We start from the raw sequence: 12,022 nt of genomic DNA, 5'->3' as shown, positions 1-12,022 counted from the left end.
GGCCTCTTCGCGGGTAAACCCGCTCCCACAGGTACTGCACAGGCCTTGAGAACTGCGCAGTACCTGTGGGAGCGGGTTTACCCGCGAAAAGGCCGGTACAGGATATGCAAAAGGCTCAGGTGTAGATCATCTTGCGGGTCATGCCGCCATCGACCACGAACTCCTGGCCGGTGACGAACGCCGCTTGCCGAGACAACAGCCAGGCAACCATGGCCGCCACGTCTTCCACCGTCCCTACCCTGCCCGTCGGGTGCTGGGCATGGTCCGCCTCGGTCAACGGCTCGGCACGGCGCTGCGACGGGTCACGGGCATCGATCCAGCCCGGGCTCACCGCATTGACGCGGATCTCCGGGCCCAGGCTCATGGCCAGGGCATGGGTCAAGGCCACCAGGCCGCCCTTGCTCGCCGCGTAGGCCTCGGTATCGGGCTCGGACTGCCGCGCCCGGGTGGAGGTGAGATTGACGATCGCCCCGTTGTGCGCACGCAGGTACGGCGCACAATGCTTGGCCAGCAACATCGGGCCGTTGAGGTTGACCGCCAGCACCCGGTTCCACTGCGCCAGGCTCAGGCTTTCGAGGGTCTGGTTGTGCGGATTGGCGATGGCCGCATTGCACACCAGCGCGTCCAGGCGGCCAAACTGCCCCAGCACCTCGGATACCCCGGCGCTGACCTGGGCCTCGTCGGCAACGTCCATGGTAATGAACCAGGCATTGTCACCCAGGGCCTTGGCCGCCTTGGCGCCACGCTGGCGGTCAAGGTCGCTGAGCACCACCTGCCAGCCTTCGCAGATCAACCAGGCGGCAATGCCCAGGCCGATGCCGCGCGCGGCACCGGTCACCAGGGCTACCCGGCCGTTATGGCCGGGCGTACCGCCGCGGATTTCGATCACAGTGCCGCCAACCCACGCGCCAGGTCGGCCTGCAGGTCGGCCACATCTTCCAGGCCCACGGCAACGCGGATCAGGCTGTCGCGGATGCCGGCGGCTTCACGTTCCTGCGGCGTCAGACGACCGTGGGAGGTGGTGGCCGGGTGGGCGATGGTGGTCTTGCTGTCACCCAGGTTGGTGGTGATGGAAATCACCCGGGTAGCGTCGATGAAGCGCCAGGCGCCCTCTTTGCCACCCTTGACCTCGAAGCTGACCACCGCACCGAAGCCACTCATCTGGCGCTTGGCCAGTTCGTGCTGCGGGTGGCTCGGCAGGCCGGCGTAATGCACCTTCTCCACGCCCTCCTGCTGCTCCAGCCACTCGGCCAGTACCTGGGCGCTTTCGCAGTGCGCACGCATGCGCAGGCGCAGGGTTTCCAGGCCCTTGGTGAAGATCCAGGCGTTGAACGGGCTGAGGGTGGGGCCTGCGGTACGCAGGAAGCCCACCACTTCTTTCATCTGCTCGGCACGGCCGGCAACCACGCCACCCATGCAGCGGCCCTGGCCGTCGATGAACTTGGTGGCCGAGTGGAACACGATGTCGGCACCCAGCTTCAGCGGCTGCTGCAGCGCCGGGGTGCTGAAGCAGTTGTCCACCACCAGCATGGCACCGTGGGCATGGGCGATTTCGCTGAGAGCGGTGATATCGACCAGCTCGGCCAGCGGGTTGGACGGCGATTCGACGATCAGCAGCTTGGTATTGGCCTTGATGGCCTTTTCCCAGCCGGCGAGGTCGACCAGTGGCACGTAGTCCACCTGCACGCCAAAGCGCTTGAAGTACTTCTCAAACAGGCTGATGGTCGAGCCGAACACGCTCTGCGACACCAGCACATGGTCACCGGCACTGCACAGCGACATCACCACGGCGAGGATCGCCGCCATGCCGGTGGAGGTGCCCACGGCCTGTTCGGCGCCTTCCATGGCCGCCAGGCGCTCCTCGAAGGCACGCACCGACGGGTTGGTGTAGCGCGAATAGACGTTGCCCGGCGTTTCGCCGGCAAAGCGCGCGGCGGCATCGGCAGCCGTGCGGAACACATAGCTGGAGGTCAGGAACAGCGCTTCGCTGTGCTCGGCCTCCGGTGTACGGTTTTGACCGGCGCGCACCGCCAGGGTGTCGAAACCGACACCCTCGAGGTCACTGTCCAGTCGTCCGGCATCCCATTGATCCGTCATGCCGTCGCTCCCGAAATCAGTTGTTGTAGAGGTCGATGATCGCGCTGACCGCCTGGTTCTTGACCTTGGCCAGGTCGTTACGAGCCTGCTCGATACGGTCGAGGTAGGCTTCGTCGATATCGCCGGTGACGTACTCACCGTTGAATACCGCGCAATCGAAGTGGTCGATCTTGATCTTGCCGCCACCGACCGAGTCGATCAGGTCCGGCAGGTCCTGGTAGACCAGCCAGTCGGCGCCAATCAACTCGGCCACTTGTTCGGTGGTACGGTTGTGGGCGATCAGTTCGTGAACACTCGGCATGTCGATGCCGTAGACGTTGGGGTAGCGCACCGCAGGGGCTGCGGAGCAGAAGTAGACGTTCTTGGCGCCGGCTTCGCGGGCCATCTGGATGATCTGCTTGCAGGTGGTGCCGCGCACGATCGAGTCGTCCACCAGCATCACGTTCTTGCCGCGGAACTCCAGCTCGATGGCATTGAGCTTCTGGCGTACCGATTTCTTGCGCGCAGCCTGGCCGGGCATGATGAAGGTACGGCCGATGTAGCGGTTCTTGACGAAACCTTCGCGGAACTTGACGCCCAGGCGGTTGGCCAGTTCCAGGGCCGCGGTGCGGCTGGTGTCCGGGATCGGGATGACCACGTCGATGTCGTGCTCGGGGCGCTCGCGCATGATCTTGTCGGCCAGTTTTTCACCCATGCGCAGACGGGCCTTGTACACCGACACGCCATCCATGATCGAGTCCGGGCGGGCCAGGTAGACATGCTCGAAGATGCACGGTTGCAGCTTCGGTGCTTCGGCGCACTGCTTGGTGTACAGCTGGCCTTCTTCGGTGATGTATACCGCTTCGCCCGGCGCCAGGTCGCGGATCAGGGTAAAGCCGAGCACGTCCAGGGCCACGCTTTCCGAGGCGATCATGTATTCCACGCCTTCGTCGGTGTGACGCTGGCCGAACACCACCGGGCGGATGCCGTTGGGGTCACGGAAGCCGACGATGCCGTAGCCGGTGATCATCGCCACCACGGCGTAACCGCCGACGCAGCGGCTGTGCACGTGGGAAACCGCTGCGAACACGTCTTCTTCGGTCGGCTGCAGCTTGCCACGCACCGCCAGCTCATGGGCGAACACGTTCAGCAGTACTTCCGAGTCGGAGTTGGTGTTGACGTGGCGCAGGTCGGACTCGTAGATCTCCTTGGCCAGCTGCTCGACGTTGGTCAGGTTGCCGTTGTGCGCCAGGGTGATGCCGTATGGCGAGTTGACGTAGAACGGCTGGGCCTCGGCCGAGGTCGAGCTGCCCGCAGTCGGGTAGCGCACGTGGCCGATGCCGATGTTGCCGACCAGGCGCTGCATGTGGCGCTGCTGGAACACGTCGCGCACCAGGCCATTATCCTTGCGCAGGAACAACCGGCCGTCATGGCTGGTCACGATACCGGCAGCGTCCTGGCCGCGGTGCTGGAGGACCGTAAGCGCGTCATACAGCGCCTGATTGACGTTCGACTTACCGACGATACCGACGATGCCACACATGCGACGCAACCCCTACTTTGACGAAACTTGAGTGAATAGCGCTCAGGGCTTTGCCGGCCCGAGCAACTGTTCCTTGAACGGAAGATCAGCTGGAGTGCCGATCAGCCCACTGGGTGTCCACTGGCCGGTAAAACCCAGGATCAGGTTTTTCGACCAGTCGGCGACCAAGAGAAATTGTGGTATCAGGCGTGATTCCTGCCACCAGGTGTCCTGTTGAACCGGCCCCAGGCTGATCAGCCCGATGGCCACCACCACCAGCAAGGCCCCGCGCGCGGCGCCGAAGGCCATGCCCAGGAAACGATCGGTACCGGACAGCCCGGTCACGCGGATCAGCTCGCCGATGAGGAAGTTGATCATGGCCCCCACCAGCAAGGTGGCGACGAAAAGAATGGCGCAGCCGGCGATGACGCGCATCGACGGCGTCTGGATGTAGCTTTCAAGATACACCGAGAGCGAACCACCGAACATCCAGGCAACCGCACCGGCAATGATCCAGATGAGCAAGGACAAGGCTTCCTTGACGAAGCCGCGCTTGAGACTGATCAGTGTGGAGACGGCGATGATCGCGATGATCGCCCAATCAACCAAGGTAAATGCCACGGTGCTGCCTGCAGACGTTTGAGGCGGCGCATTTTAACAGAGCGGCGGGCTGGGAGTAAGCGGAATGTCGGGTGGATTAGCATGCGCACTTCTGTAGGAGCGGCCTTGTGTCGCGATCGGGCCGCACAGCAGCCCCAAGGGTCTCGGACACAGCCAAAATCGCTGGGGCCGCCATGCGGCCCGATCGCGACACAAGGCCGCTCCTACAAGGCCCGAGTCAGCCAGACTCAGCTGCGTTCAGGCTGGAAGCGCACCACGAAGCCCTTGAGGCTGTTCTGGCGGTTGATGGCGTCGCGCACGCGCTCGGCCTCGGCCCGCTCGATCAGCGGCCCCACGTACACCCGGTTCATGCCACCCGCCGAGCGGATATAGGCGTTGTAACCCTGGCTACGCAAGGTTTGCTGCAGCTTTTCGGCCCCGGCACGGTTGGACAGGCTGGCCAACTGGATCGACCAGCTGACCGGCAGGCCGTTGACGTCGATCTTCGATGGCGCCGCCGGCGCGGCCGGCTTGGCTGCCGGCTGAGGCTCGACCTTGGCCACGGGCGCCTGCGGCTTGGCGGGCTGAGGCTGAGGCTGCACCTGCGCCTGAGGCTGGGTCTGCGGTGACGGTGTAATCGGCTGGCTGGGCGCGCTCGCCGGCGCGGTGGACTCGTCCACCACCACCGGTGGCTGTTGCGGCTCTTGCGCAATGGCCTGCGGCTCCGGCACGGCGACCGGCTCCACCTTCACTTCCGGCAGGCTTGGCATGGCCGGCGCCTGCGGGGCCTCGACGCGCACCTGACGCATCTCGTCCTCGCGGGTGAACAGCATCGGCAGGAAAATCACCGCCAGCGCCACCAGCACCAACGCACCCACCATGCGCTGTTTCATCCCTTTATCCAGCACTGCCATCTACTCCACCCTCCTGGGCGTGCCGCTCCAGCCATTCCAGTGCCTGGGCAACACAGAAAAACGAACCGAACAGCAAGATCTGGTCATCCGCCGTTGCCTGCGCGCATTGCCCTTCAAGGGCAGCATCGACGCTGGCATAAGACTTCACCGCGGCGCCGACGTTCGTCAAGGCCGTGGCCAGCTCCGCAGCCGGGCGGCTGCGCGGGGTATCCAGTGGCGCCACTGCCCAGTCGTCGACCAGCCCCTGCAGCGGCGCGACAACACCGTCCAGGTCCTTGTCGGCGAGCAGGCCGAACACCGCCAGGCGGCGCCCCTTCAGCGGCCGGGCCGCCAGGCGCCGGGCCAGGTACTCCGCGGCGTGCGGGTTGTGCCCGACATCCAGCAACAGCTCCACCGGCTTGCCCTGCCAGCTCAGCAGGCGACGGTCGAGGCGACCCGTGATGCGGGTATCCAGCAGCGCCTGGCGAATCTGCCCGGCGTCCCAGGGCAGGCCCATCAGCAGGTAGGCCTGCAGGGCCAGCGTGGCGTTTTCCATGGGCAGGTCGAGCAAAGGCAGGCCACGCAGCTCTACCTGCGCACCATCAGCCGCAGTACCCCGCCAGTTCCAGCTGCCATCGGCACTGGCCAGGTCGAAGTCACGACCACGCAGGAACAGCGGCGCAGCCAGTTCGGCGGCCTTGTCCAGCAGCGGCCGAGGCGGATCCAGGTCACCGCACAGTGCCGGCTTGCCCTGACGGAAGATGCCGGCCTTCTCGAAGGCCACCAGCTCGCGGGTATCACCCAGGTAATCGACATGGTCGACGCCGATGCTGGTCACCAGGGCCAGGTCGGCATCCACCACGTTCACGGTGTCCAGGCGGCCACCAAGGCCCACTTCCAGTACCACGGCATCCAGCTGCGACTGGTAGAACAACCAGAACGCGGCCAGGGTGCCCATCTCGAAGTAGGTCAGGGAAATATCGCCTCGCACCGCCTCGACGGCGGCGAAGGCTTCGCACAGGGCATCATCGCTGGCCTCTTGGCCATCGATCAGCACCCGCTCGTTGTAACGCAACAGGTGCGGCGAGCTGTACACGCCGACCTTGAGCCCCTGGGCACGCAGCAGCGAGGCCACGAAGGCGCAGGTCGAGCCTTTGCCGTTGGTGCCGGTCACCGTCACCACGCGTGGCGCCAGCTTGCCCAGCGCCAGCCGGGCAAGCACCTTCTGCGAACGCTCCAGGCCCATGTCGATGGCCGAGGGGTGCAACTGCTCGAGGTAGGCGAGCCATTCGCCCAGGGATCGTTGTTTCATCACGCGACGGCAGCCGCCTCACGCGCTTGCTCCGGGGTTTCCTGGCCGGTCATCTGCGCCAGCAGGCGGGCCAGACGCGGGCGCAGCTCGCCACGGGAGATGATCAGGTCGATGGCGCCGTGCTCCAGCAGGAACTCGCTGCGCTGGAAGCCCTCCGGCAGCTTCTCGCGCACGGTCTGCTCGATCACGCGCGGGCCGGCGAAGCCGATCAGTGCCTTTGGCTCGCCGACGATCACGTCACCGAGCATGGCCAGGCTGGCGGAAACACCACCGTACACAGGGTCGGTCAGTACCGAGATGAACGGGATGCCTTCTTCGCGCAGGCGCGCCAGCACGGCCGAGGTCTTGGCCATCTGCATCAGCGAGATCAGCGCTTCCTGCATGCGTGCACCGCCCGAAGCGGAGAAGCAGACCATCGGGCAGCGGTGCTCCAGGGCATAGTTGGCCGCGCGCACGAAGCGCTCGCCGACGATGGCACCCATGGAGCCGCCCATGAACGAGAACTCGAAGGCGCTGACCACGATCGGCATGCCCATCAGGGTGCCGCTCATGGAGATCAGGGCGTCCTTCTCGCCGGTCTGCTTCTGCGCGCCGGTCAGGCGGTCCTTGTACTTCTTGCCATCACGGAACTTCAGGCGGTCGACCGGCTCCAGGTCGGCGCCCAGTTCGGCACGGCCATCGGCGTCGAGGAAGATGTCGATGCGCGCACGTGCGCCGATGCGCATGTGGTGGTTGCACTTGGGGCAGACATCCAGGGTCTTTTCCAGCTCCGGACGATACAGCACGGCCTCGCAGGCCGGGCACTTGTGCCACAGGCCTTCAGGCACCGAGCTCTTCTTCACCTCGGAACGCATGATCGAAGGGATCAGTTTGTCGACTAACCAGTTGCTCATGCTTTCTTTCTCCAGTATTGGCAGGCGTGGGCCGGTGTCGCCGGCCCTGCCCTGCCCTTGAGCTCAAAATCTTTTATGAAACGATGATGGACCGGCCGCCGGGACTTCCAGCGCGCCACCCCACCGCTAATGTGTTGTCTTGCCGCCACAGGCGCAGGCGGCTGCCCCGCAGGGCTGCGAAAGCTATGGACGATGGCGCGCAGCCAGCCGTCACATCTGCCATCACGCCTGTTTCACCGCACGCATGAATGCCTCGATCTTCGCCGCGTCCTTGATGCCCTTGGCTTGCTCCACGCCGCCACTGACATCCACCGCGTACGGCCGCACCTGGGCGATGGCCTGGCCGACATTGTCGGCAGACAACCCGCCCGCCAGGATGATCGGCTTGCTCAGGCGCGCCGGCACCAGCGACCAGTCGAACGCTTCACCGGTGCCTCCGGGTACGCCTGGCACATAGGTGTCCAGCAGAATGCCGCGGGCACCGGCGTAAAGCTGGCAGGCCGCCTCCAGGTCGTCGCCCGGGCGCACGCGCAGGGCCTTGATCCAGGGGCGGTGGTAGCCTTCGCAGTCCTGCGGGGTTTCATCGCCGTGGAACTGTAGCAGGTCCAGCGGAACCACTTCGAGGATCTCGTTCAGCTCGCAGCGCGAAGCGTTGACGAACAGCCCGACCGTAGTCACGAACGGTGGCAACTCGGCGATGATCGACCGCGCCTGGCGCACGTCCACGGCGCGCGGGCTCTTGGCATAGAAGACGAGGCCGATGGCATCGGCGCCCGCTTCGGCAGCGGCCAGTGCGTCTTCGATGCGGGTAATCCCGCAGATCTTGCTGCGAACATTGCTCATGGACAGCGAACCCTGCTTGTTACGGTGAAAGGCCGGATGTTAGCAAATGACTTTTCGCCCGTCAGTCTGCCAATGCCTCGTAGCCGGTCAAAAAGTGTGGGCCGATGTAACGCTTGGGCAGCGCGTATTCCTCGGGGTACTCCACCTGCACCAGGTAGAGCCCGTACGGGTGCGCCGTTACCCCGCCTTCGCGGCGGTTGCGCCCCTCCAGCACCTCACGCGCCCAGGTGACCGGGCGCTCTCCGGCACCAATGGTCATCAGTACACCGGCAATGTTACGCACCATGTGGTGCAGGAAGGCCGTGGCACGCACATCCAGCACGATCATCTGGCCATGGCGGGTGACGCGCAGGTGGTAGATGTGCTTGATCGGCGACTTGGCCTGGCACTGGCTGGCGCGGAAGGCACTGAAGTCATGGGTACCGAGAAGGTACTGCGCGGCTTCGGCCATGCGCTCGACATCCAGCGGGCGGTGGTTCCAGGTGACTTCCTCGGCCAGGTGCGCCGGGCGGATCGGGTCGTTGTAGATGACGTAGCGGTAACGCCGGGCGCAGGCCTTGAAGCGGGCATGAAAGTCGGCCGGCATCGGCCGCGACCAGACCACGCTGATGTCATGGGGCAGGTTGAAGTTGGTGCCCATGGTCCAGGCGCGTTCGTCGCGCACGGCGCGGGTGTCGAAGTGCACGATCTGCCCGCAGCCATGCACGCCGGCGTCGGTACGCCCGGCGCAGATCACCGAGATCGGCTCGTTGGCCACCTTGGACAGGGCCTGCTCCAGGGCCTGCTGGACACTGGGCACGCCACTGGCCTGGCGCTGCCAGCCACGATAGCGCGCGCCTTTGTATTCCACGCCCAGGGCGATGCGGGAGTAGCCTTCGGCCGCGGACTCGGCGGCGGCGGTGTCGATGATGTCCAAGAGCATGAAACCTGTGGGGTGTACGGAATGGCGGGGATTATAACGACAACGGCAGCCGTGTAGGGCTGCCGTTGAATATGCACTGCCTTTCAGGGCCTCTTCGCGGCGGTTCGACGCCTCGATAAACCCGCTCCCACAGGGCCCGCACAGAATTCGGACCTGTGATGAACCTGTGGGAGCGGGTTTACCCGCGAAGAGGCCGGCCCTGCTTACATCAGACCAGTCGGGAGAGCATGTCCTCGGCTTCCTGACGCTGGCTGTCGTCGCCATCCTTGACCACTTCATCGAGGATGTCGCGCGCGCCCTGGTTGTCGCCCATGTCGATATAGGCGCGGGCCAGGTCAAGCTTGGTGGCCACTTCGTCGCTACCGGAGAAGAAGTCGAAGTCCAGGTCGTCCAGTGGCTCGAGCTCTGGCTGGGCAGCCGCGTCCTCGCTGGTGAAGTGCGGCTCCAGCGACGGCGATTCGAGGCTCTGCGACAGCTTGTCCAGTTCGGCGTTGACGTCGTTCAGCTCCGAGGCAAAGCTCTTGGCTGCCGGCGAATCGTCTTCCAGCGACAGCGAAAGATCGAAGTCGGACGGCAGGTCGAACTCGGAAAGCGGGTCGAACGCTGGCTCGCTGTCGAAGGCAGCCAGCTCGGCGGCGACATCCACCGGGGTTTCGTCGTCCGCAGCCGTGGCGGCCGGGACAACCGGTTCGCTGACGTCGAGGTCGAAGTCGGACAGGTCCACAGCGGGCTGTGTCTCGGCCTGAGCCAGCATGGCCTCGAACTCGGCGTCGGCGTCGGCCTGCAGCTCGGCGTCCACGGCAAACGGCTCGTCTTCCGGCTGAGCCGTTTCCAGCATCGGTTCATCCAGTACCGGCTCGTCGACGACAGGTTGCTGGGCCACCGATTCGTCCAGCAGCGGCGCCGCCAGCGGGTCTTGCTCAGGCAGGTCGTCACCCAGGCTCAGGTCGAAGGCACTGTCCAGGTCCTGCTCGTCCAGGCCCGGCGCATCGAGGGTCGGCACTTCATCGAAGGCATCCAGCTCAGCATCCAGATCAACTTCGGGCTCGAGCACTGCCTCAGGCTCCACTTGGGCAACGGCCTCTGGTTCAAACGCCACCTCTGGCTCGAACGCCGACTCTTCCTCGGGTGCCACGTCGGCAACCACTGGCGTTTCAGGCTGATCCTGCAGCAGCTCCTGCACGTACTGCTCGTCCATCTCGGCAGCCAGGGCCGCCGCGCCCAGGCCGGCAGCGGCCAGGCCGAGCATGGCCGGGTAACGCTCTTTCAGCCCGGCAACAGCTGCACTGTTCGGCTCGCTGGCCGGCAGCTTGCGCTCCTGCTCGACGAACGCGCTCTGGTCACCCTGGCGGGCGTACACATCCATCAGTTTCAGGCGCAGGTCGTCACGCTGCGGCGCGGCGGCCACGGCAGGCTCCAGCAGGTCGGCAGCGCGGTTCAGGCGGCCTTCGGCCACGCATTGCTCGACCTCCGCCAGCAGCGCTGCGTGGGGGTCGGCTTGCGGTTCAGGTTGCGCTTCCACTGCGGGTGCCGATGTTTTTTCCGCGGCGGTGGCGGCGGCAGCCGAAGCGGCGACCACGGCCGGCGACAGGGTCACGCTCGGGGCCGAGACCTCGACGCCATCGAAGCTTGCGCTATCGCTGTCGAAGCCTGCGCCCTGCTCTTCTTCCAGCGCCCGCGCCATGCGCAGGTGCTTTTCAGCCTCCTGCTGGGCCTTGCGCTTGCGCGCCAGCAGCAACAGCAGAAGCAGCAGTACGAGGAAGGCACTACCGGCAATCAGCCCAAGCAGCAGCGGGTTGCCCATGATTTCGTCAACCAGGCTGCCAGGCTGGCCGGCAGGTGCGGCCTCGGCGGCGGGCGCCGGTTTGGGTGCGGTATCGACGGCGGCAGGTGCAGGCTTGGCGACCGGCTGGGCCGGCGCCGCCGCACCCTGGGCTTCAAGGCGGGCCAGCTGGTTGTTCTTCAGCTCGATCAGACGCTGCAGCTTGTCCAGCTGGCTCTGCAGGTCGGCCATGCGGCTCTTGAGTTCTTCGTTGTCGCGACGGCTGGTGTCCAGGCTTTCCTGGGCCACCGCCAACTTGTCGTTGAGGGCCTTGGCCTGGTCGGCACCGGCCTGGTTGCCCGGGCTGACCAGGCGCAGGTTGTCGCCCTGGGCGATACGCGCTGGCGCTGCCTCGGCGGCACCGCGACGGGTGGCGTCCAGCTGGCGGGCACGCGGGCCCAGGCGACGGCCTTCACGCCAGGCGGCATACTGCTCGGCCACCTCAGCGGTCGCCTCGCCCTGCGCGATATTCTGGATCTGCTGCTGGTCGGGCAGGCGCAGCACCTGGCCAACCTTCAGCTGGTTGATGTTGTTGCCGATGAAGGCGTCCGGGTTCAGCGCCTGGATCGCGATCATGGTCTGCTGGATCGAACCACCCTGGGTGTTGCGCGCGGCAATCTGCCACAAGGTGTCGCGGCGTTGGGTGGTATAGCTGCCGGCAGCGGTCACCGCTGGCGCGACATTGCCTGCAGCCGGCTTTTCGCCCTGGGCCTTGGCCTGGTCGAGCAGCACGCTATAGTCACGCAGCAGGCGGCCTTGCGGCCACATCACCTGGACCAGGAACTTTACCACCGGTTCAGGCAGCGGCTGGCTGGAGGTAACCCGCAGCACGCTCTTGCCGTTGGGGTTGATCACCGGCGTGAAGGTGAGGTCTTCGAGGTACGTCGGCAGCGCCACCCCGGCCTTGCTGAACTCTTCCGGCGGCGCCAGGCTCGGCGCCACTTCGGCGGCGGTGAGGTCGCGCACGTCGAGCAGCTCGATCTCGGCGTCCAGGGGCTGGTTCTGTGCCGACTTGAGGGTCAGCTCCCCCAGGCCCAGGGCATTCGCCATGCCCGACGACAGCGCCGATGCTGCAGCCATGGCCAGAACCAGTTTGCGAATTCGAAGCATGACCTCTTCCCTTGTATAAAGCGTCCTGA

10 protein-coding genes are annotated in these 12,022 nt (G+C 65.6%); all 10 read right to left on the bottom strand.

Features of this window, described 5'->3' with window-relative positions:
- Window positions 1–115: 115 nt before the first annotated feature.
- On the bottom strand, window positions 116–889 hold the full coding sequence (locus ABNP31_RS07595; RefSeq protein ID WP_013971614.1) for an SDR family oxidoreductase: 774 nt from the start codon (window positions 887–889) through the stop codon (window positions 116–118).
- Window positions 886–2,097 (bottom strand): O-succinylhomoserine sulfhydrylase, encoded by a 1,212-nt coding sequence (locus ABNP31_RS07590; protein WP_025338247.1) that lies wholly within the window; start codon window positions 2,095–2,097, stop codon window positions 886–888. Before ABNP31_RS07590 ends, ABNP31_RS07595 begins: the two co-directional genes overlap by 4 nt.
- Before the next feature lie 16 nt (window positions 2,098–2,113).
- On the bottom strand, window positions 2,114–3,619 hold the full coding sequence (purF, locus tag ABNP31_RS07585) for an amidophosphoribosyltransferase (RefSeq protein ID WP_025338246.1): 1,506 nt from the start codon (window positions 3,617–3,619) through the stop codon (window positions 2,114–2,116).
- 42 nt (window positions 3,620–3,661) lie between these two features.
- Window positions 3,662–4,219: a CvpA family protein gene (locus ABNP31_RS07580; protein ID WP_013971612.1), complete on the bottom strand. Its 558-nt coding sequence runs from the start codon at window positions 4,217–4,219 to the stop codon at window positions 3,662–3,664.
- Between the two features lie 227 nt (window positions 4,220–4,446).
- Window positions 4,447–5,112, bottom strand: coding sequence for an SPOR domain-containing protein (locus ABNP31_RS07575; RefSeq protein WP_085589223.1), 666 nt, complete (start codon window positions 5,110–5,112; stop codon window positions 4,447–4,449).
- Window positions 5,096–6,403: a bifunctional tetrahydrofolate synthase/dihydrofolate synthase gene (gene folC, locus ABNP31_RS07570; RefSeq protein ID WP_085664941.1), complete on the bottom strand. Its 1,308-nt coding sequence runs from the start codon at window positions 6,401–6,403 to the stop codon at window positions 5,096–5,098. Before folC ends, ABNP31_RS07575 begins: the two co-directional genes overlap by 17 nt.
- The gene (gene accD, locus ABNP31_RS07565) at window positions 6,403–7,296 is read right to left on the bottom strand and encodes an acetyl-CoA carboxylase, carboxyltransferase subunit beta (protein ID WP_025338243.1); all 894 of its coding nucleotides are present in this window, start codon (window positions 7,294–7,296) and stop codon (window positions 6,403–6,405) included. Before accD ends, folC begins: the two co-directional genes overlap by 1 nt.
- Before the next feature lie 222 nt (window positions 7,297–7,518).
- A complete protein-coding gene (locus ABNP31_RS07560; RefSeq protein ID WP_238067447.1) occupies window positions 7,519–8,139 on the bottom strand; it encodes a phosphoribosylanthranilate isomerase in 621 nt (206 codons plus the stop codon).
- Window positions 8,140–8,200: 61 nt separating this feature from the next.
- Window positions 8,201–9,061, bottom strand: coding sequence for a tRNA pseudouridine(38-40) synthase TruA (gene truA / locus ABNP31_RS07555; RefSeq protein WP_025338241.1), 861 nt, complete (start codon window positions 9,059–9,061; stop codon window positions 8,201–8,203).
- Window positions 9,062–9,269: 208 nt separating this feature from the next.
- A complete protein-coding gene (locus ABNP31_RS07550; protein ID WP_350013153.1) occupies window positions 9,270–11,993 on the bottom strand; it encodes a FimV/HubP family polar landmark protein in 2,724 nt (907 codons plus the stop codon).
- Window positions 11,994–12,022: the final 29 nt, after the last annotated feature.

It is taken from the genome of Pseudomonas asiatica (assembly GCF_040214835.1).
Taxonomy (GTDB): Bacteria; Pseudomonadota; Gammaproteobacteria; order Pseudomonadales; family Pseudomonadaceae; genus Aquipseudomonas; species Aquipseudomonas putida_Z.
This window is presented reverse-complemented; position numbering and strand designations above follow the sequence as displayed.